Raw genomic sequence first — 19,412 nt, forward strand, 5'->3', positions numbered from 1 at the left:
GGGTCCTTACTTGACGCCGAGACCGGCGTCGGCGACCGTGCTCTCGCCCGCGGCCCCCAGGACCTTGTTCAGGAGCGTGAGGTCGTAGATCCCGTTCAGGTCCGGCTTCTCCAGCAGGCCCGCCTTGACCGCGTGCTCCGCCTCGGTGCTGAGGGTGGCGGCCAGCGGGTCATTGGTGATCTGGATGGACTTCCAGGCCGGATCGAGGACGTTCGCCGGGAGCTCCTTGCCGGAGTCGACCTTCAGCTGGGCGTTGGCCGCGGCCTTCGCCTGGTCGGGGTTGGCGTTGATCCACTTGTTGGTGTCGACCGAGCCCTTCAGCACGGCCTCGACGACCTTCGGGTGCTCCTTGAGGAACTTCTGCGACACGATGACGTTCGTGATCACGAACTTCTTGTCGGGCCACAGCGAGGCCTCGTCGAGCAGGACCTTGCCGCCCTCGGCGACCAGCTTGGACGCGGTCGGCTCCGGCACCCAGGCGCCGTCGATGGAGCCGGACTTGTAGGCGTCCGGGGTGATCTTGTTGTCCGTACGGACGACCGAGACGTCGCCCTTGCCGCTCTGCGCGTCGACCTTCCAGCCCTGGTCCGCGATCCAGTTGAGGAACGCCACGTCCTGGGTGTTGCCGAGCTGCGGGGTCGCGATCTTCTTGCCCTTGACGTCCTTCAGGGACTTGATCTTCTTCGGATTCACCACGAGCTTCACGCCGCCGGACGCCGAACCGCCGATGATGCGCAGGCTCTTGCCCTGGGACTTGGTGAAACCGTTGATCGCCGGCGAGGGGCCGATCCAGCCGATGTCGATCGAGCCCGAGTTCAGGGCCTCGATCTCGGAGGGGCCCGCGTTGAAGATGGAGTACTCCGCCTTCGTGCCGCCCAGCGCCTTCTGGAAGAGACCTTCCTGGCGGCCGACCAGCGCGGTCGCGTGGGTGAGGTTGCCGAAGTAGCCGATCTTCACGGTGTCGAGGCCGTCGATCTTCGAGGATCCGGCGGCGACCTTCTCCTTGGAGGAGGAGTCGCTCTTCGACTCGGAGCCGTAGCTGCAGGCGGCGAGCGCGAGCAAGGGGAGTGCGACGGCGGCGGCTATGCCACGGCGTACAAGGTTCGAGCGGATGGCAGGCACGGGAGGGGTTCCTCTCGTTGGCCCGGCGGTCACGTTTTCAGGTCGTGGCCGGGAGGTCGGCAGGTCTTCGTCGTCGCATCCGGGACGTCGGGTGGGGGGACGGGGCGCGCAGGCAGTGCGCGTACGTCATTCCGCACATCGCGCCACTCCGCCCTGCCCGCTGCCGAGGGCGCCGCTGCCGACGCGGCCGCCCTCCTTGGCGAACGTGGAGTAGAAGTCGGTGGACGTCATGTCAGAAGTCCCACCCGTCGTCGTCGCCCTCGTCCTTGACCGGCTGCGGCGCGGCGAACGACTCGCCGACCATGCCGGCGGTCAGCGTGGTGCCGTCCGCCGGGTCGATGAGGATGAACGCGCCGGTGCGCCGGGAGTCGGCGTACGAGTCGAGCGGAAGCGGTTCGGCGGCACGGATCTTGACGCGGCCGATGTCGTTGGCGACGAGCTGGCCCGGGTGCGGGTGCAGCGACAGGTCGTCCAGTGTCAGCCGGGACGGGATGTCCTTGACGATCGCCTTCACCGTGCGGGTGCCGTGCTTGAGCAGCACCCGGTGGCCCACGGTGAGCGGCTGGTCGGCCACGTGACAGACGGTCGCCTCGACGTCCTGCGTGGTCGGGGGAGCGTCCTTGCTCGGCACGATCAGGTCGCCGCGCGAGACGTCGATGTCGTCCTCCAGCAGGAGGGTCACCGACTGCGGGGTCCATGCCACGTCGACCGGCTTGCCCAGCAGATCGATCCCGGCGACCTTCGTGGTGCGCCCGGAGGGCAGCACGGTCACGCTCTCGCCGACCCGGAAGGTACCGGCGGCGATCTGACCGGCGTACCCCCGGTAGTCGGGGTGCTCGGCGGTCTGCGGGCGGATCACGTACTGCACGGGCAGACGGGCGTGGCAGTGTCCCAGGTCGTGGCTGACCGGGACCGTCTCCAGGTGTTCCAGGACCGTCGGGCCGCCGTACCAGTCCATGTTCGCGGAGGCGTCCACCACGTTGTCACCGGCGAGCGCCGAGATCGGGATCGCGGTGATCTCGGGAACGCCCAGCTCGGAGGCGTACGCCGTGAACTCCTCGGCGATCGCCGCGAAGACGGACTCCTTGTACTCGACGAGGTCCATCTTGTTGACGGCGAGGACCACGTGCGGGACGCGCAGCAGCGCGGCGACGGCCGCGTGCCGGCGGGTCTGTTCGATGACGCCGTTGCGGGCGTCGACGAGGACGACGGCCAGGTCGGCGGTCGAGGCGCCGGTGACCATGTTCCGGGTGTACTGCACATGCCCGGGGGTGTCGGCGAGGATGAACCGGCGGCGCGCGGTGGCGAAGTAGCGGTAGGCGACGTCGATGGTGATGCCCTGTTCGCGCTCGGCGCGCAGGCCGTCGGTGAGGAGGGCGAGGTCGGGGGTGTCCTGGCCACGGCTCGCCGAGGCCCGTTCCACGGCCTCCAGCTGGTCCGTCAGGACCGACTTGGAGTCGTGCAGCAGACGTCCGACCAGCGTGGACTTGCCGTCGTCGACGGAGCCGGCGGTCGCGAAGCGCAGGAGCGTGGTGGCCGACAACTGCTCGACCGACAGCGGCTCGGTGGGTTCGGTGGTGCTGGTCATGTCTAGAAGTACCCCTCGCGCTTGCGGTCTTCCATCGCGGCCTCGGACATCTTGTCGTCGGCGCGGGTGGCGCCCCGCTCGGTGAGGCGGGAGGCGGCGATCTCGGTGATCACGGCGTCCAGCGTGGTCGCGTCGGAGTCGACGGCGCCCGTGCAGGACATGTCGCCGACGGTCCGGTAGCGGACGAGCCGCTTCTCGACCGTCTCGCCGTCCTTCGGGCCGCCCCACTCACCGGCGGTCAGCCACATGTCGGACCGCTGGAAGACCTCGCGCTCGTGCGCGAAGTAGATCTGGGGCAGTTCGATGCCTTCGCGGGCGATGTACTGCCAGACGTCCAGTTCGGTCCAGTTGGACAGGGGGAAGACGCGGACGTGTTCGCCGGGTGCGTGGCGGCCGTTGTAGAGCTGCCACAGTTCGGGGCGCTGGCGTCGGGGGTCCCACTGGGAGAACTCGTCGCGCAGGGAGAAGACGCGTTCTTTCGCGCGGGCCTTCTCCTCGTCGCGGCGTCCGCCGCCGAAGACGGCGTCGAAGCGTTCGGACTGGATCTTCTCGGTGAGGGGCACGGTCTGCAGGGGGTTGCGGGTGCCGTCGGGGCGTTCGCGCAGGATTCCGCGGTCGATGTAGTCCTGTACGGAGGCGATGTGGAGGCGCAGTCCGTGCTTCTCGACCGTGCGGTCGCGGTATTCGAGGACTTCGGGGAAGTTGTGTCCGGTGTCGACGTGCAGCAGGGTGAAGGGGATCGCGGCGGGGGCGAAGGCCTTCAGTGCGAGGTGCAGCATGACGATGGAGTCCTTGCCGCCGGAGAAGAGGATCACCGGCCGTTCGAACTCGCCCGCGACCTCGCGGAAGATGTGGACGGCCTCGGACTCCAGGGCGTCCAGGTGCGAGAGCGCGTACGGGGTGCTGTCCGTCTCCTCGGAGACACTGGCGACGGTCGTCATGCGAGACCCCTTTCGGTGAGCAGCGCATGGAGCGCGGCCGCGGACTCCTGCACGGACTGGGTGTGCGACTCGATGCGCAGATCGGGCGACGCGGGCTCCTCGTACGGGTCGTCGACGCCGGTCAGCCCCGAGATCTCACCCGCGGCCTGCTTGGCGTAGAGGCCCTTCACATCGCGTACGGAGCAGACCTCGACCGGGGTCGCCACGTGCACCTCCAGGTAGGGGGTGCCGCCGCTCCGGTGACGCCCCCGGACCGCCTCACGGCTGTCGGCGTACGGCGCGATCACCGGGACGAGCGCCTTGACGCCGTTGCGGGCGAGCAGCTCGGCGAGGAAACCGATCCGCCGCACGTTCGTGTCACGGTCCTCGCGCGAGAAGCCGAGACCCGACGAGAGGAACTCGCGGATCTCGTCGCCGTCGAGCACCTCGACGCGGTGGCCCTCGTCGCGCAGCCGGCCGGCCAGCTCGTACGCGATGGTGGTCTTGCCGGCGCTCGGCAGACCCGTGAGCCAGATGGTGGCTCCGGTCGTCACTTGCTGCTCCTGAGAGATCTGGGTGGTCGTGGTCATCCGTGCAGCCCGCACTCGGTCTTGGATCGTCCCGCCCAGCGTCCGGCGCGGGCGTCCTCGCCCTCCAGAACACGGCGGGTGCAGGGTGCGCAGCCGACGGAGGCGTAGCCGTCCATCAGCAGCGGGTTGGTGAGGACGCCGTGCTCGGCGACGTACGCGTCCACGTCGTCCTGTGTCCACCGGGCGATCGGCGAGATCTTGACCTTCTGCCGCTTCTCGTCCCAGCCGACGACCGGGGTGTTCGCCCGGGTCGGGGACTCGTCGCGGCGCAGTCCGGTCGCCCAGGCGTCGTACCTGGTCAGGCCCTCTTCCAGGGGCTTGACCTTGCGCAGGGCGCAGCACAGGTCGGGGTCGCGGTCGTGCAGCTCGGGGCCGTACTCGGCGTCCTGCTCGGCGACGGTCTGGCGCGGGGTGAGGGTGATGACGTTGACGTCCATCACGGCCTCGACCGCGTCCCGGGTGCCGATGGTCTCGGGGAAGTGGTAGCCGGTGTCGAGGAAGACTACGTCGACTTGGCTGTCGCCTGGCTGGGCGCGGGAGGCGAGGTGGGCGACGACCGCGTCCTCCATGGAGGAGGTCACGCAGAACGTCTTGCCGAAGGTCTCGACGGCCCACTGGAGGATCTCCAGAGCCGAGGCGTCCTCGAGGTCACGCCCCGCCTGCTCGGCGAGCCGCTTCAGATCCTCGGCCGTACGGTCTTCCCGGTCCTTCTGAATCGTCGTCATATCTCGTCCCCTCCGCCTTCGTTGCGCTGAACCCCACGGGCGAGCAGCCCGAGGAACTTCAACTGGAAGGCTCGGTTGCATGCCGCGCATTCCCACGCGCCGTGGCCCTGCTCGCTCGGACGGAGGTCTTCGTCGCCGCAGTAGGGGCAGTAGAAGGGAGCGGCCCGCTCGCTCATGACAGCGACTCCTCAGAGGCGCGGGTGGCCCACGTGGCGAAGCGCTCGCCGTCCTCGCGCTCCGCCTGGAAGCGCTTGAGGACCCGCTCGATGTAGTCGGGCAGTTCGTCCGAGGTGACCTTCAGGCCACGGACCTTGCGGCCGAAGCCGGCTTCCAGGCCGAGCGCGCCGCCCAGGTGCACCTGGAAGCCCTCGACCTGCTCGCCCTGGTCGTTGAGGACCAGCTGGCCCTTGAGACCGATGTCCGCGACCTGGATACGGGCGCAGGCGTTCGGGCAGCCGTTGATGTTGATGGTGATGGGCTCTTCGAACTCGGGGATACGGCGCTCGAGTTCGTCGATCAGGGAAGCACCGCGCGCCTTGGTCTCGACGATCGCGAGCTTGCAGTACTCGATGCCGGTGCAGGCCATCGTGCCGCGCCGGAAGGTGGAGGGCCTGACGGTCAGGTCGAGGGCTTCGAGGCCCTCCACCAGCGAGTCGACCTGGTCCTCCGTCACGTCGAGCACGATCATCTTCTGCTCGACGGTGGTGCTCAGCCGGCCCGAGCCGTGTGCCGCGGCCAGCTCGGCGATCTTCGTGAGGGTGGTGCCGTCCACGCGGCCGACGCGCGGCGCGAAGCCGACGTAGAAGCGGCCGTCCTGCTGGCGGTGCACCCCGACGTGGTCGCGCCAGCGGGCGACCGGCTGGTCGGGCGCCGGGCCGTCGACGAGCTTCCGCTTGAGGTACTCGTCCTCCAGGATCTGGCGGAACTTCTCCACGCCCCAGTCGGCGACCAGGAACTTCAGACGGGCACGGGTGCGCAGGCGCCGGTAGCCGTAGTCGCGGAAGATCGAGATCACGCCTTCGTAGACGTCCGGGACCTCGTCCAGCGGGACCCAGGCGCCGAGGCGCTGGCCGATCTTCGGGTTGGTGGAGAGGCCGCCGCCGACCCAGAGGTCGAAGCCGGGGCCGTGCTCCGGGTGGTTCACGCCGACGAAGGCGACGTCGTTGATCTCGTGTGCCACGTCGAGCAGCGGCGAGCCGGAGATCGCGGACTTGAACTTGCGGGGCAGGTTCGAGAAGTCCTTGTTGCCGATGATCCGGCGGTGGATCTCGTCGATGGCCGGGGTGCCGTCGATGATCTCGTCCTCGGCGATGCCGGCGACGGGCGAGCCGAGGATGACGCGGGGCGTGTCACCGCAGGCTTCGGTGGTGGACAGCCCGACGGCTTCGAGCCGGTTCCAGATCTCGGGGACGTCCTCGATACGGATCCAGTGGTACTGCACGTTCTGGCGGTCGGTGAGGTCGGCGGTGCCGCGCGCGAACTCCTGCGAGATCTCGCCGATGACGCGCAGCTGGTCGGTGGTCAGCCGGCCGCCGTCGATGCGGACGCGCAGCATGAAGTACTTGTCGTCCAGCTCCTCCGGCTCCAGGATCGCGGTCTTGCCGCCGTCGATCCCGGGCTTGCGCTGGGTGTACAGCCCCCACCAGCGCATACGTCCACGAAGGTCGTTGGGGTCGATCGAGTCGAAGCCGCGCTTCGAGTAGATCGTCTCAATGCGTGTCCGCACATTGAGACCGTCGTCGTCCTTCTTGAACTGTTCGTTTCCGTTGAGCGGGGTGAAGTGACCCACGGCCCACTGACCCTCGCCGCGGTGACGACTCACCTTGCGGCGGGGCGCGGCGGCGGGATTCTGCGGGGTGGCGGCCATGGCTGATACGTCCTTCGGGACTGCGGGACAGGAAGGAGAACGGCTCTCATCTGCGCATGCGGGCGCATACGGAAGTGCGCGCGCGTCATTGCGCAGAGGGAGGCAAAAGGGAGAATGTCGGCTGGGCCGGGGCTGTCAGCTCGCCGGACAGATGGCGCTGGACATGCGGCCGAGGTCGACGTGCCGCCGACTCACCAAGGCAATTCCAGTTCCAGACATGACGGAAGCGTGTCACGGGGATCTCGGACCAGTCCACCGTCATCCATCATGTGGACACCCTTGTCCCGAATGGCGAGACAAAGGTGTTGTCGGTCACACGGCTGGGCATGAATGGACGATCCGACGGCCCGGTGCCCGCCGGATGGCGGGCCGAGGGTCGGTCCGTGGCAGGTCAGAGCGCCCGTGCGCCCGGCCAGGGTCCGGGTGTGGCGACCTCCGGCTCCTCCTCCACCTTGGTGTCGAAGAGCTTGAAGCCGCGGCGCAGGTAGTTGTCCATCGCGTGCTCCCCGTCCTTGCTGCATGTATGCAGCCAGACGCGCTTCGTCTCCGGCCGTCCCGGCCAGCGCTCCGCCAGGTCCCAGGCGCGTGCCACCCCGTAGGAGAGCAGGTGCCCGCCGATCCGGCGGCCCCGGAAGGCCGGGATCAACCCGAAGTAACTGACTTCCACGACGCCGTCGTCCTGCGGGTCCAGCTCGACGTAGCCCGCGGGCGTTCCCCGGTCGTGGGCGACCCAGGTCTCCACGCCGGGGCGGTCCAGGAACCCCAGCCACTGGGGGTACGTCCAGCTCAGGCGGTCGGTCCAGCGGATGTCTCCGCCTACGGAGGCGTACAGGAAGCGGCTGAACTCGGGCGAGGGGACTTCGGAGCGCACGATCCGGACGTCGCCGTCGGGCGCGATCGCGGGGAGCAGGTCGCTCGACGCGGTCTGCTCCAGGGACCAGGTGGTCACAGTGACGTTGCTCATGGGGGCCAGGGAACCACGGGGTTGCGCCGCGCTCCAAAGCGGGCCAGGTGTCTTCGACGGGCCGGGAGTCGCGCGCCGACGCCCTTCAAGGGGCGCGGGGAACCGCGCTACCAGCCCCCACCCACCCGCAGCCGAAGAACCCCCTCCAGGCTCTAGCCCAGGGACTTGTCCACCGCGGTCAAGGGGACCGCGTACAGCACGCGCTCGGGTGTCGTGTCCGGGTCCGCACCGGTAAGGGTCCACAGTTCGCCGGTCTCCTGCCAGTAGGACAGGGAGGCGGTGTGCTGGCCCCAGCAGGCGTAGGACTGGTCCCCGGTGCACTGCACCGCCTCGGCGGTGTGCCCGCTCTGGCGCCACAGCGTGCCGTGCCGGCCACCGCTGGCAGGGGTGTGGCCGACATACCAGTCGGCCCTGCGCGCCCCGGCCGGCGTGTACGAGAGGACGCCCGAGAGCCCGGCGGCCTTGGTCGTGTAGGCCTCGCGCGCGTCGACCCGCCCCAGGGAGTCGCTGCCGAGCAACCCCGCCCGGCCGGCGACGGTGCTGTACGAGTACCGCCAGATCCGGGTCCGCTCCGTGCCGTCGGCCGGTGCCGCCTCGGCGGCGACCAGGCTGTCCGGCGTCGAGGTGCGGTCCAGCGAGAGGGAACCGAAACAGGGGTTCGCCCGGGCCTCGCCCGAGCCGCACGTGCCGCCCGCCGGGCTGTACGAGCCGACGGCCGGCAGCACGTACTGGTAGCCGTGCGCGGAGTAGCCGCCGCGTACCTTGCCGATCGCCCCGCTGTTCACGCCCGCCTTCAGGAGGTGGCGCAGGTCGAAGACGAGCAGGGAGTCGTCCTGCCCCGCGCCGTTCTGCGCGGTGACGATCAGCTTGCCCTGGTACCAGACCATGCCGCCCATCCGGGAGCGGACCGCGCCGAAGTCCCTGCCGCCGTCGCGCGGCGCGACCAGCAGCACCCAGCGGTACCTGAGCGCCGCCGGGTCGCTCGCGTCGATGAAGGCGACCCGGGCCAGGCCCCGGTCCGTGGCGGAGGCGCCCGCGGCCCGGTCGTCGTGGTTCCAGCCCGCCAGGATGACCCGCTGGCCGCCCCACCGGCCGTCGTCGTCCGCGTCACCTGAGGTGGTGACGGAGGCGGGCGCCCACTGCTGGGTCTGCGCGTCGTCCGAGGCCCAGCAGTACGCGCGGGTGGCGACCGGTTCGAGCGGCAGCGCGGCCCGCTCGGTCCCGGAGCAGTCGGCCTCGTCGCGCATCGTGTGGTCGGCGCTCGCCAGCACGCCGGAGACCCCGACGTTCCCGCCCATGTTCCGGCTGAGCGTGCTGAGGGTGTCCCCGGCGACCAGGTTCTCGTGCAGCCGGAGCCTGCTGGTCTCGGAGGCCGAGGTGAGCGGGGTCAGCGCGCCCGGACTGTTGCTGCCGGTGGCCTGGGAGGTGCTGATCAGCGTGGCGGCCGCGGTGAGCGCGAGGGCGGTTCCGGCCAGGGTGGCGCGCAGCGCCTGTCCCCTTCGCCTACGACGGTGCCTGCCGCGGTGCTTCATGCGTCCTCCCGAGGTAGGCCAACTGCCTCTCATGATCAGAACGTTGACGGAGAGACGGGTGGGGTGGCCTGTGGAGGGATGCTACGTCAGAGAGTCACGTGCCTGGTCAAGGACCCCGGAAGACGGTCCCGAAATACGCTCCTTGCCTCCCGCAGGGGGCATATTCGGCCGGTCGGGTGACGCGTCGGGGCCCGGTGCGGTACAAGGGGGCCCGGATTTCCGCGCCCTGCGCACCGCCGGCGCCGTCGAATGGGGGAGCAGGTCCCGGGGGTCCTCCGGGAGCACCAGCTGGACCTCCGCGGCCTCGCAGAAACGATACGGCCGGTGTTCCAGAAAAGCCCCGAGATACCGCCGTACGCGCGACATCTCGGCCCGCACCGTCACCGTACGACCGGGGTCGTCGAACAGGTCGTCGGCGAGCCCGGAGGCGCTGCGCCCGGCGGGCCGGACGGCCAGCAGATACAGCAACTCGGCGTGGCGGGGGCTCAGTTCGTGGCACCAGGAGCCCGCTTCGGACGAGACGGTGACCGAGGAGCGGCGCGGGTGCGCCAGGTCCAGGACGATCCGCGCGGCCCGCCGGGGTCCCTGCTCGTCGGCGGCCCGGAGCAGCCAGCCGCCGGGCAGTGGCTCCACCACGCACAGCCCGAGCGTCGGCAGCCAACTCCGCCCGGCAGCGAGCGCCTTGGGCAGTGCGAGCCTTCCGGTGTACGGCATCCCGGTGACCGCGGCCGTCCAGCCGTCCTGGTCCACGGCGAGGGCGCGTCCGCCGAGCCGGGCGAGCACCGGCGCCGCCACCGCGCGCAGCCCCTCCAGCGAGGTCAGGTGCAGCTCGCGCAGGCGCGCCTCGGCGAGCTTGGCCACCGAGCCGACCAGGGCGAGCGTCGCCGGGTGCAGGGTGTCCAGCGGCCCGCTCACGTCCACGACGCCGATCAGACTGCCGTCGCGCGGGTCGGTGATCGGGGCGCCGGTGCAGGTCCACGAGTGGTGGGTGCGCACGAAGTGCTCGGCGGAGAAGACCTGGACGGGGCGCCGGGCGACCAGCGGGGTGCCCACACCGTTCGTACCGACCATGCCCTCGCGCCAGTCCGCCCCGAGTTCGAAGCCGAACCCGTCGGCCTTGCGCAGCACGGACGCACTGCCCTCCCGCCACAGCACCCGGCCCTCCGCGTCCGCGACCACCATGATGTGGTGCGCGACGTCCGCGACCGAGACCAGGCCCTCGCGCAGCACCGGCAGGACATGCCGCAGCTGCGAGGCCTGGCGCCGCCGCTCGACCTCGTCGCGGACCAGCAGCCCGGCCCGGAAGTCGTGGTCGGGGTCGACCCCGCTGCGCAGCATGCGCTCCCAGGACTGCTCGATCACCGGGCGCGGCGCGAGGCGGGCGGGCTGTCCGGAGAGCGTGGCGTCGCGCACCTTGCGCAGCACACGGGCCGCCTGGGCGGCGTCCAGGGCGGCGAGCCGCGTCACGTCGATCGGCGAGTGCGCCACGGAGTCCTCCCCGGACGGGCTCGGGCACCGGTGGCCCACCACTGCCCGGCCCTTTTCGGCCACGGTCACCCGGGCCCGTACTGACTGCTGTTCTCATAGTGCCGCCCGGCGCCGACGGAGGGACACAGTCCGGCCACAGAAGCCGGAAAAGTTGCAACCCCCTGCAACCCTGGCGAACAGCCGTACGGGGTCGGAAACTTGAGCAACGCCGCCCGTGCGGCGTTCGCGCTCCTCACAACGGGGCCAGAGAGCGGGGGTGGTGCCGTGTCGGCGCAGCACCACCCCCGCGCCACCGGTGCGGAGACCGGATCAGGAAACCGGTCGGGCCCGTTCCACCACCGTGGCCAGATCGAGACTGTGCGGCAGGGTGCCGAAGGCCGAGCCCCAGTCGCCGCCCAGCCGTGAGGCGCAGAACGCGTCGGCGACCTCCGGAGGCGCGTACTGGACGAGCAGCGACCCCTGCAGCACCAGCGCGACCCGCTCCGCGAGCCTGCGCCCGCGCCCCTCGATACCGTCCAGGTCGGCGAGTTCGCCCAGCAGGTTCTTGATCGCGCCGTCGAGCCGGTGGTCGGCGCCTCGGGCCCGGCCCACCTCCTGCAGGAACGCGTTCAGCGCCTGCGGCTCCCGCTGGAGCGCGCGCAGCAGGTCGAGGGCCTGCACATTGCCCGCTCCCTCCCAGATGGAGTTGAGCGGCGACTCGCGCAGCAGCCTCGGCATGCCGGACTCCTCGACGTACCCGTTGCCGCCCAGGCACTCCAGCGCCTCCACCGCCACCGAGGTGCAGCGCTTGGTCACCCAGTACTTGGCGGCCGGCACCGCGAGCCGCAGGAACGCCCGCTCGTCCTCGCCGCCGTTGTCGTAAGCCGCCGCGAGACGCATCGCCAGTGTCGTCGCCGCCTCCGACTCCAGCGCCAGGTCCGCCAGCACGTTGCGCATCAGCGGCTTGTCGATCAACTTGCCGCCGAAGGCCTCCCGGTAGGTGCAGTGGTGCACGGCCTGCGCCACGGCCTGCCGCATGATCGCCGCGGCGCCGAGCACACAGTCCAGCCGGGTCACCGCGACCATCTCGATGATGGTGCGCACTCCGCGTCCCTCGTCCCCGACCCGGCGTGCCCAGGTCCCGTCGAACTCGACCTCGCTCGACGCGTTCGACTTGTTGCCGAGCTTGTCCTTGAGCCGCTGGATGCGGAACACGTTGCGGGTCCCGTCCTCCAGCACCCGAGGCACCAGAAAACAGGTGAGGCCGCCCGGGGCCTGCGCGAGCACCAGGAACCCGTCCGACATCGGCGCCGAACAGAACCATTTGTGCCCCGTCAGCTCATACGCGCCGTCCTCGGCGAGGGGCCGCGCCTCGGTCCTGTTCGCCCGTACGTCACTGCCGCCCTGCTTCTCCGTCATGCCCATCCCGAAGAGCACACCGGCTTTCTGGGAGGCGGGCCGCAGCCCCTGGTCGTAGACGGTGGACGTGAGCAGCGGCTCCCAGAGGGCGGCGAGCGCCGGGTCGGTGCGCAGGGCGGGCACCGCCGCGTGGGTCATGGACAGCGGGCAGCCGTGGCCCGCCTCGGCCTGCGACCACACGACGAAGCCGGCCGCGCGCCTGAGGTGACCGCCGGGACGGCTCCAGGCCGCCGTCAGCCCCGCAGAGACCCCCTTGCCGAGCAGTCGGTGCCAGGCGGGATGGAAATCGACCTCGTCGACGCGGTTGCCGTAGCGGTCATGGGTGCGCAGCTTCGGTGGGTTCTCGTTGGCCAGCACCCCCCACTCCTGCACCTGCGCGGAGCCCGTCGTGCGCCCGAGCAGCGACAGCTCCTCGCGTGCCTCGTCGAGAAGCCCTGGATCAAGATGCCGGTCGACCGCCTCCACGAGGGCCCGGTCGGCGGCAAAGACGTCATATCCGACCAGGGGCGGAGCCTGGTTGGTCACGGTGTGGGTGCTGGCTGCCATACGGATACGGTAAGGACGTGCACCAGGCAAAAGAAACACCTGAACGGCCTCCCGTGGGCCGCTTTCACCGCGCTCGCGCGCTGTACAGGAACGTGTCGAAGCGCAGGACCGCCTGGCTGCTGCTCAAGGACACCGTCAACTCCTGCATGGAGTACCGGATCCTGGGGCTGGCGGCCGAGGCCGCCTTCTTCACACTCCTGTCCGTGCCGCCTCTGCTGCTGAGCCTCATCGGACTGCTCGGCTACGTCGACGACTGGACCGGCGCGCACTCGATCGCGAGCCTGGAGTCCAACATCCTGGAGGCCTCCCGCACGGTCCTGACCGACAAGGGTGTCCACCAGATCGCCGAACCGATCCTTCACGACGTGATGAAGGGCGGCCGGCCCGACATCATCTCCATCGGTTTCCTCTTCGCCCTGTGGTCGGGCTCACGCGCGGTGAACGTCTTCGTCGACACCATCACCGTGATGTACGGCCTCGACGGCACCCGGGGGATCGTGGCGACCCGCGTGATGTCGTTCCTGCTGTTCATCGTGGCGCTGCTGATCGGCTCGATCGCGCTGCCGCTGATGGTCGCGGGCCCGGACGCGGTGGTGCAGATCGTGCCGTGGTCGGCGACGCTCGTGCAGGTGTTGTACTGGCCTGTCGTCATCGTGCTCTCGGTCGTCTTCCTGACCACGCTGTACCACGTGTCAGTGCCCGTCCGCTCACCCTGGGTGGAGGACGTACCCGGTGCCCTGGTCGCCCTCGCCATGTGGGTCTTGGGCAGCTTCCTGCTCCGCATCTATCTGACCAGCACGGTCGAGGGCCCGACGATCTACGGCTCACTCGCCGCCCCCGTGGCCGTCCTCCTGTGGATCGGTGTGTCCGCGTTCGCCGTCCTCGTCGGCGCCGCGGTCAACGCAGCCATCGACCGGGTCTGGCCGGCCGCCGCCACGGCCGCGGCCCGCGCCGCGAACGAGCGTCTGCGTCAGGAGCAGGCCGCCGAGTACGTCGCCCGCGCCGCCGCCCACCGCGCCGCCGACCCCGACCCCGACGACCCGGACATGCCCTCCGAGTTCCCGGAACGCTGGTCCCGCTTCCTCCCCCCGGAGGACGTGACCTCCCGCCTCCGCACCCACGTGAAGAGCTCCCACCACCCCCGCAAGCACGACGACGACCACTGCGCGGACGAGTAGCAGCCGGTGGGGAGCGGGCGCCGGATGCGGGGCGCAGCCCCCGCCCGAGGGGCGCGGGGAACTGCGCGCTCAACCCCCACCACCCGCACCCGAAGAACGCACCCCGGAGTTCCGCCCGAATCTACCCCTTCCAGACACCCGCCCCCGCCGCCTCCCGAGCGAACGCAGTGAAATCGCGCGGCTCCCGCCCCAGAACCTCCCGCACACCCCCCGAAAGGTAGGAGTTGCGCCCGTCGAGCAGGCTCTCGAAGAGCTCGACGAGGAACGTGACCTCCTCCGCCGGCACCCCGAACCCGGCGAGCCGATCGCCGTACTGGCGCGCCGTCACCGGGAGATAGGTCAGCTCACCCCCCGTCGCTGCCGCGATCTCCGCCACCGCCTCCCGAAAACTCAGCAGCCGGGGCCCGGAGACGGCGAGCTCCTGCCCGGCATACCGGTCGCCCTCGGTGAGCACGGCCACCACGACGTCCGCGATGTCCCGCACATCGATGAACGGCTCCCGCACCTCACCGGCGGGAAACACCAGCTCCCCGCGGAGCAGCCCCTCCACCAACGGCCCCTCGCTGAAGTTCTGCGCGAACCACGCGGCCCGAACGACCGTCCAGTCGGCGCCCGACGCCCTCAGCGCCTCCTCGGCCGGCCGCGCCCGCTCCTCACCCCGCGAGGACAGCAGCACCAGCCGCCGCACCCCCAGCCCGACCGCCTCCCGTGCCAGACCCCCGACCACCTCGGCCGCGTCGGGCGAGCCGACGTCCGCGGGGTGGACGAGATACGCCGCGTCGGCACCCCGAAGGGCGTCCGCCCACGTCGACCGGTCCATCCAGTCGAACCCCGCCGCGCGGGACGCGGCCCGCACACCCAGCCCCGCCGCCCGCGCGGCCTCGGCCACCCGCCGCCCGGTACGCCCCGTGGCGCCCGTGACCAGCACCGTCATGTCCCGTACGTGCTCTTCGCGTGCCCTGTTCTGCGTCATACCGCCAGTGAATCGCCGCCCGGGCAGGACTCCCATCGCCGAGGAAGTCATTCCCATAAGCGGACGTCTACGTCCCCTCCCCTCAGACGTCTACGCTGACGCCATGGACGCACTCGCCGGCCTGCTGGAGGGCCCCCGGGCACGTGGCGCCTTCATGATCCGTGCGTGCTTCGACCCGCCCTGGTGCGTACGTGTCGAGGACCGCGCCCCTCTCACGATCATGCTCGTGGTGCGCGGCGAGGCCTGGATCGTGCCGGACGCGGGGGAGCGCGTGTTCCTGCGGGCCGGTGACCTCGCGATCGCCCGCGGCCCGGACCCGTACACCTGCGCGGACGCCCCGGGGACCCCGCCCCAGGCGGTGATCCTGCCGGGCGGCGAGTGCACCTACCCCGACGGGCGGTCCCTGAAGGGCCGGTGGGACCTGGACGTCCGCACCTGGGGCGACCGGCTCGACGGCTCCACGGTGTTGCTGATCGGGACGTACATGATGCGGGGCGAGATCAACGGCAGACTGCTCGACGCCCTGCCGCCGCTGCTCTCCCTCACCCAGGACGTGTGGGACTGCCCGCTCACCGCGATCCTCACCGAGGAGATCGTCCGCGACGAGCCGGGCCAGGAGGTGGTCCTGGACCGGCTCCTCGACCTCCTCATGATCGCCGCGCTGCGTGCCTGGTTCTCCCGCCCGGAGGCCGCCGCCCCCGCCTGGTACCGGGCGCTCGCCGACCCCGTCGTCGGCCGGGTGCTGCGGCTCGTTCAGGACGACCCGGCACACCCCTGGACCGTGGCGACGCTCGCGGCGAAGGCCGGGGTGTCCAGGGCCGCGCTGGCCCGCCGCTTCAGCGAACTCGTGGGCGAGCCCCCGATGGCGTACCTCACCGGCTGGCGCCTCGCCCTCGCCGCCGACCGGCTGCGCGAAACGGACGACACCCTTGAGGCGATCGCCCGTCACGTCGGCTACGGCAGCGCGTTCGCCCTGTCCAGCGCCTTCAAACGGGTGTACGGGGTCAGCCCGCAGGAGCACCGGACGCGGGCGGCGTAGCGTGACGTACGGGTACGTGGAGCGGGCTTCCCGGTTGGCCGGCGCCGTCGTGTGGTCCCGTGGAACGTCCGGTTCCACGGTGGGGGCCGTGCTTCCCGACGGCTGCATGGACCTGCTCTGGCACGAGGGGCGACTGCTCGTCGCCGGGCCCGACACCCAGGCGTACGTTCCCGGGGACGCGGCCGGGCACTGGGCGGGTGTCCGTTTCTACCCCGGCACGGGGCCGACGTTCCTCGGTGTACCCGCCCACGAACTCCGCGACCTGCGCGTCGACCTGGCGGACCTGTGGCCCGCCTCGGAGGTCCGGCGCCGCACCGCGCGGGTCGCCGCGGCCGCGGACCCGGCGACCGCGCTGGAGCAGGTGGCGCTGGACCGGGCGGCTGCCACCGATCCTCCCGACCCGCTGCTGCGGGAGGTCGTGACGGCCCTGGACGCGGGCCGGTCGATCGCGGCGACGGCCGACCGACTCGGCCTGAGCGCACGTCAGTTGCACCGCCGCTCGCTGACCGCCTTCGGCTACGGCCCCAAGACCCTCGCCCGCGTCCTGCGACTGCAGCGGGCGCTCGCCCTCGCCCGCGCCGGGGTCCCCTTCGCGGAGACGGCGGCCCGCTCCGGCTTCGCCGACCAGGCCCATCTGGCCCGGGACGTAAGGGAGTTGGCAGGCACCCCACTGGGTGAACTACTCGCGCGCGGGTAGCGGCGCGAACAGATCGACGCCATTGCCGTCCGGGTCGTGCACGACCGCGTACCGCATCCCCCAGAACGCGTCCCATGGTTTGAGCTCGCCGTGGTACCCGGCGCCGACCAGGTCCTCGTAGACGGAGTCGACCTCCGCCGGGCCCTCGCAGCCGAAGGCGAGCGACATCCGGCCGCCCCCGTCGGCCGGCGGCCGCCACCCCGCGTGGAACGAACGGATCGTCTCCTCGGTGTCGATCGCCAGCCGGGAGCCGCCGGGCAGTTCGGCCTCGACGTGCGGCTGGTCCTCGGCGCCCTCGGGGAAGACGAGGCCGAGGCGGCGGTAGAAGGCGAGCGTGGCGGCCATGTCGGAGGCGACCAGGTCGATCACGGCGAATCGTGGAGTCATGGGGACACCGTAGGCAGGGGGCGGGAAGCGGGTCTTGAACGAATCGGACAGAGTCCCTCTGGGGCGACCGGAACCGGCCTCACCGGGCCGACCGTGCCCGTGATCCGTCCGCCGCACAGCCCGCAGCGGGCCGCAGAGTGCGGATGTGGCGGCACATGACGGGACCGGTGGCCGTCAAGGCGTTCGCGGCAGTGGCCTTCCTCGCGGTGGGCGTGTTCACCGCCGTGAACTGACGTGTATCTGTGCAGACATGCACCTGTGGAACACCCGTGCGGCAGGATGGCTGCCACGATCCGACCTGTGCGCGTGCTGTTGCTCCCGGTGGTGAACTCGCCGCCGTCCTGCCACCGGCTCCGACGACGGCCACGGCGCCGGTGGAGCGGGGCGACCTGCCGTCGACGGGGGACGGGGCACCCAACAACGAGGCGGGTACCACGCGTTGAGCGTGAGTTGCCTCGCCCCCGGCCGCTTCCCCGGGGCTTCGCCCCCACCCCGCAGCCGAAGACGATCCCCAGGCGTAGGCTCGCGCCCGTGACCACCCGTGTTCTCGCCTACACCCGGACCACCGCCTACCGGCACGACTCCATCCCGGCCGCCGTCGCCGCCGTACGCTCCCTGGGCGCGACCCACGGCTTCGGCGTCGACGCCACCGAGGACCCGGCCGCGTTCGAGACGCCCCTCGACCCGTACGTGGCGGTCGTCTTCCTCTCCACCAGCGGGGACGTCCTGACCCCGGAAGGACGGACCCGGCTCGCGGCGTACGTCGAGGGCGGCGGCGGGTTCGTCGGAGTGCATGCCGCCGCCTGCACCGAGTACGACTGGCCGTACTACGGCGAACTCCTCGGCGCGCGCTTCGACCGGCACCCGGAGTACCAGCCGGGCAAGGCCGTCGTCGAGGACCGCGGACATCCGGCGACCGGACATCTGCCGCCCGTCTGGGAGTTCACCGACGAGTGGTACGACTTCCGGACCAGCCCGCGCGATGCTGTCCGCGTCCTCGCCTCCGCCGACGAATCCTCCTACGAGGGTGGCGGCATGGGCCGGGACCATCCCCTCGTGTGGTGCCGGGAACAGGGCGCGGGCCGGGTCTTCTACACTGCGCTCGGGCATGCCTCGGAGGCGTTCGAAGACCCGGACTTCCGTGCGCATCTGCTCGGCGGCATCACCTGGGCAGCCGCCCTCTGAGCGATTCGGCCGCTCTCCCACTGCCCGGTGCCGGCCCCGTACTCGCCCGTTCCACCAGACGCGTCGACAACTCCGTACGGTTGCCCTCGGGTTGCTCGCCCGCCATCATCCGCACGAGCAGGCGCAGTGCCGTCGCGGCCATCTCGGAGAGCGGCTGGCGCACGGTGGTGAGGGCCGGGGTGGCCCAGCGGGACTCGGGCAGGTCGTCGAAGCCGACCACACTGATGTCGTCCGGGACGCTCAACTCCCGTTCGGACAGGGCTCGGTAGGTGCCCAGGGCCATCCTGTCGGAGCAGACGAAGACTGCGGTGGGCGGCTCGGGGAGGTCGAGGAGTTCCCGCATGCTGCGGTGGGCGCCGGTCTCGCTGAAGCCGCCGTGACGGACGTACTCGGGGCGGTGTCCGATCCCGGCCGAGGCGAGGGCCGAGCGGTAGCCGGCAACCCGGGCGCTGCCGCACATCTTGCGACGGAAGCCGCCGATGACGGCGATGCGTTCGTGGCCGAGGGAGAGGAGGTGCTCCGTAGCCAGCACCCCGCCCTGCCAGTTGGCCGCGCCCACCGACACGACACCGGCCGGCGGTTCGAGCACCGGGTCGATCATCACGAACGGGATGCGGTGCTGCTCCAGCCAGGCGTACTGGGACGGGGTGAGCTCGGCCAGGTTCAACAGCACGCCCGCCGAGCCCCGCGTGGTGAGCTTGTCCAGCCAGCCGCGCTCCGGGCGCCCGCCCCTGGTCCGGGTCAGACCGGCCGAGACGACCACCTCCAGGCCCGCGTCGTGCGCCGCGCCCTCCACCCCGTGCAGCACCGCGCCCGACCAGGAGCTCTCCAGCGAGTGCACCACGAGGTCGACCAGCCCCGGTGGCTTTGCCGCCTCGAAGCGGGGTCTGCGGACGTAGCCGAGCCGGTCGAGCGCCTCGGTGACCCGGCGGCGGGTCTCCGGCGCCACGTCCTCCCGGCCGTTGACCACCTTCGACGCCGTCGGCACCGAGACCCCCGCCTCGCGGGCGACGACCGCCAGCGTCGGCCCGGTCACGCTTCCCGTACGCACCACGAGAGCCCGCCTCCCCGGCCCGCCCGAGGGCCCGTCGAAAGTTTCGAACAGCACTGCTCGCGCGACCGGTACCGCGACCGCGTAGCAACCGCTTTCTACATTAAGGCCGCCTCAACACGGCGTGAAGGGGAGGGGATTGACGGAAGTTCACGGGACTCC

Annotated in this window: 19 protein-coding genes; 4 read left to right on the forward strand and 15 right to left on the reverse strand. The window is 71.1% G+C overall.

Annotation, left to right across the window (positions count from 1 at the left end; genetic code table 11):
- Window positions 1–6: 6 nt before the first annotated feature.
- The 12 genes from ABZ656_RS03725 to ABZ656_RS03780 form a co-directional block, all read right to left on the reverse strand.
- Window positions 7–1,122 (reverse strand): aliphatic sulfonate ABC transporter substrate-binding protein, encoded by a 1,116-nt coding sequence (locus tag ABZ656_RS03725; RefSeq protein WP_101401587.1) that lies wholly within the window; start codon window positions 1,120–1,122, stop codon window positions 7–9.
- 232 nt (window positions 1,123–1,354) lie between these two features.
- Window positions 1,355–2,710: a GTP-binding protein gene (locus ABZ656_RS03730; protein WP_101401588.1), complete on the reverse strand. Its 1,356-nt coding sequence runs from the start codon at window positions 2,708–2,710 to the stop codon at window positions 1,355–1,357.
- A 2-nt stretch (window positions 2,711–2,712) separates the two neighbouring features.
- Entirely contained in the window at window positions 2,713–3,651 is a 939-nt protein-coding gene (cysD, locus tag ABZ656_RS03735; RefSeq protein WP_101401589.1) for a sulfate adenylyltransferase subunit CysD, read from the reverse strand.
- Window positions 3,648–4,220 (reverse strand): adenylyl-sulfate kinase, encoded by a 573-nt coding sequence (gene cysC / locus ABZ656_RS03740; protein WP_360264116.1) that lies wholly within the window; start codon window positions 4,218–4,220, stop codon window positions 3,648–3,650. The genes cysD and cysC overlap by 4 nt, the downstream gene beginning before the upstream one ends.
- On the reverse strand, window positions 4,217–4,945 hold the full coding sequence (locus ABZ656_RS03745) for a phosphoadenylyl-sulfate reductase (RefSeq protein WP_101401591.1): 729 nt from the start codon (window positions 4,943–4,945) through the stop codon (window positions 4,217–4,219). The genes cysC and ABZ656_RS03745 overlap by 4 nt, the downstream gene beginning before the upstream one ends.
- On the reverse strand, window positions 4,942–5,121 hold the full coding sequence (locus ABZ656_RS03750) for a hypothetical protein (RefSeq protein ID WP_079090235.1): 180 nt from the start codon (window positions 5,119–5,121) through the stop codon (window positions 4,942–4,944). The genes ABZ656_RS03745 and ABZ656_RS03750 overlap by 4 nt, the downstream gene beginning before the upstream one ends.
- On the reverse strand, window positions 5,118–6,812 hold the full coding sequence (locus ABZ656_RS03755; protein WP_360264120.1) for a nitrite/sulfite reductase: 1,695 nt from the start codon (window positions 6,810–6,812) through the stop codon (window positions 5,118–5,120). Before ABZ656_RS03755 ends, ABZ656_RS03750 begins: the two co-directional genes overlap by 4 nt.
- A gap of 135 nt (window positions 6,813–6,947) precedes the next feature.
- The gene (locus ABZ656_RS03760; protein ID WP_309486338.1) at window positions 6,948–7,031 is read right to left on the reverse strand and encodes a putative leader peptide; all 84 of its coding nucleotides are present in this window, start codon (window positions 7,029–7,031) and stop codon (window positions 6,948–6,950) included.
- A gap of 172 nt (window positions 7,032–7,203) precedes the next feature.
- Complete coding sequence (locus tag ABZ656_RS03765) at window positions 7,204–7,776, reverse strand: GNAT family N-acetyltransferase (protein ID WP_360264123.1); 573 nt, start codon at window positions 7,774–7,776, stop codon at window positions 7,204–7,206.
- Window positions 7,777–7,928: 152 nt separating this feature from the next.
- Window positions 7,929–9,308 carry a hypothetical protein gene (locus tag ABZ656_RS03770; RefSeq protein WP_101401594.1) on the reverse strand — a complete coding sequence of 460 codons (1,380 nt, stop codon included), beginning with the start codon at window positions 9,306–9,308 and terminating at the stop codon, window positions 7,929–7,931.
- An 81-nt stretch (window positions 9,309–9,389) separates the two neighbouring features.
- A complete protein-coding gene (locus tag ABZ656_RS03775) occupies window positions 9,390–10,796 on the reverse strand; it encodes a GAF domain-containing protein (RefSeq protein WP_101401595.1) in 1,407 nt (468 codons plus the stop codon).
- Window positions 10,797–11,105: 309 nt separating this feature from the next.
- Entirely contained in the window at window positions 11,106–12,740 is a 1,635-nt protein-coding gene (locus ABZ656_RS03780) for an acyl-CoA dehydrogenase family protein (protein WP_101401596.1), read from the reverse strand.
- A 17-nt stretch (window positions 12,741–12,757) separates the two neighbouring features.
- Here ABZ656_RS03780 and ABZ656_RS03785 point away from each other — a divergent pair, with 17 nt between their 5' ends.
- Entirely contained in the window at window positions 12,758–13,918 is a 1,161-nt protein-coding gene (locus ABZ656_RS03785; protein WP_101401597.1) for a YihY/virulence factor BrkB family protein, read from the forward strand.
- A 121-nt stretch (window positions 13,919–14,039) separates the two neighbouring features.
- Here the strand turns inward: ABZ656_RS03785 and ABZ656_RS03790 are convergent, their stop codons facing one another.
- A complete protein-coding gene (locus ABZ656_RS03790; protein ID WP_360264127.1) occupies window positions 14,040–14,891 on the reverse strand; it encodes an NAD(P)H-binding protein in 852 nt (283 codons plus the stop codon).
- Window positions 14,892–14,994: 103 nt separating this feature from the next.
- Between ABZ656_RS03790 and ABZ656_RS03795 the strand changes: the two genes are divergently transcribed.
- Window positions 14,995–15,930 (forward strand): AraC family transcriptional regulator, encoded by a 936-nt coding sequence (locus ABZ656_RS03795; RefSeq protein ID WP_360264130.1) that lies wholly within the window; start codon window positions 14,995–14,997, stop codon window positions 15,928–15,930.
- Between the two features lies 1 nt (window position 15,931).
- On the forward strand, window positions 15,932–16,627 hold the full coding sequence (locus ABZ656_RS03800) for a helix-turn-helix transcriptional regulator (RefSeq protein WP_101401600.1): 696 nt from the start codon (window positions 15,932–15,934) through the stop codon (window positions 16,625–16,627).
- On the opposite strand, the gene ABZ656_RS03805 is transcribed toward ABZ656_RS03800, so the two are convergent.
- Window positions 16,610–17,014: a VOC family protein gene (locus tag ABZ656_RS03805; protein ID WP_360264133.1), complete on the reverse strand. Its 405-nt coding sequence runs from the start codon at window positions 17,012–17,014 to the stop codon at window positions 16,610–16,612. The genes ABZ656_RS03800 and ABZ656_RS03805 overlap by 18 nt on opposite strands.
- Window positions 17,015–17,545: 531 nt before the next feature.
- On the opposite strand from ABZ656_RS03805, the gene ABZ656_RS03810 reads away from it, so the two are divergent.
- Window positions 17,546–18,199 carry a ThuA domain-containing protein gene (locus ABZ656_RS03810; RefSeq protein ID WP_360264136.1) on the forward strand — a complete coding sequence of 218 codons (654 nt, stop codon included), beginning with the start codon at window positions 17,546–17,548 and terminating at the stop codon, window positions 18,197–18,199.
- On the opposite strand, the gene ABZ656_RS03815 is transcribed toward ABZ656_RS03810, so the two are convergent.
- Window positions 18,177–19,253 (reverse strand): LacI family DNA-binding transcriptional regulator, encoded by a 1,077-nt coding sequence (locus ABZ656_RS03815; RefSeq protein ID WP_101401603.1) that lies wholly within the window; start codon window positions 19,251–19,253, stop codon window positions 18,177–18,179. The genes ABZ656_RS03810 and ABZ656_RS03815 overlap by 23 nt on opposite strands.
- Window positions 19,254–19,412: the final 159 nt, after the last annotated feature.

The sequence above is a fragment of the Streptomyces sp. NPDC007095 genome (assembly GCF_040634475.1).
Lineage (GTDB): Bacteria > Actinomycetota > Actinomycetes > Streptomycetales > Streptomycetaceae > Streptomyces.

Coding starts and splice junctions, on each gene's coding strand:
- ABZ656_RS03780 (WP_101401596.1), bottom strand. CDS start 12,740: ATGGCAGCCAGCACCCACACCGTGACCAACCAGGCTCCGCCCCTGGTC.
- ABZ656_RS03765 (WP_360264123.1), bottom strand. CDS start 7,776: ATGAGCAACGTCACTGTGACCACCTGGTCCCTGGAGCAGACCGCGTCG.
- cysC (WP_360264116.1), bottom strand. CDS start 4,220: ATGACCACGACCACCCAGATCTCTCAGGAGCAGCAAGTGACGACCGGA.
- ABZ656_RS03760 (WP_309486338.1), bottom strand. CDS start 7,031: ATGTCTGGAACTGGAATTGCCTTGGTGAGTCGGCGGCACGTCGACCTC.
- ABZ656_RS03755 (WP_360264120.1), bottom strand. CDS start 6,812: ATGGCCGCCACCCCGCAGAATCCCGCCGCCGCGCCCCGCCGCAAGGTG.
- ABZ656_RS03805 (WP_360264133.1), bottom strand. CDS start 17,014: ATGACTCCACGATTCGCCGTGATCGACCTGGTCGCCTCCGACATGGCC.
- cysD (WP_101401589.1), bottom strand. CDS start 3,651: ATGACGACCGTCGCCAGTGTCTCCGAGGAGACGGACAGCACCCCGTAC.
- ABZ656_RS03795 (WP_360264130.1), top strand. CDS start 14,995: ATGGACGCACTCGCCGGCCTGCTGGAGGGCCCCCGGGCACGTGGCGCC.
- ABZ656_RS03790 (WP_360264127.1), bottom strand. CDS start 14,891: ATGACGCAGAACAGGGCACGCGAAGAGCACGTACGGGACATGACGGTG.
- ABZ656_RS03730 (WP_101401588.1), bottom strand. CDS start 2,710: ATGACCAGCACCACCGAACCCACCGAGCCGCTGTCGGTCGAGCAGTTG.
- ABZ656_RS03745 (WP_101401591.1), bottom strand. CDS start 4,945: ATGACGACGATTCAGAAGGACCGGGAAGACCGTACGGCCGAGGATCTG.
- ABZ656_RS03750 (WP_079090235.1), bottom strand. CDS start 5,121: ATGAGCGAGCGGGCCGCTCCCTTCTACTGCCCCTACTGCGGCGACGAA.
- ABZ656_RS03770 (WP_101401594.1), bottom strand. CDS start 9,308: ATGAAGCACCGCGGCAGGCACCGTCGTAGGCGAAGGGGACAGGCGCTG.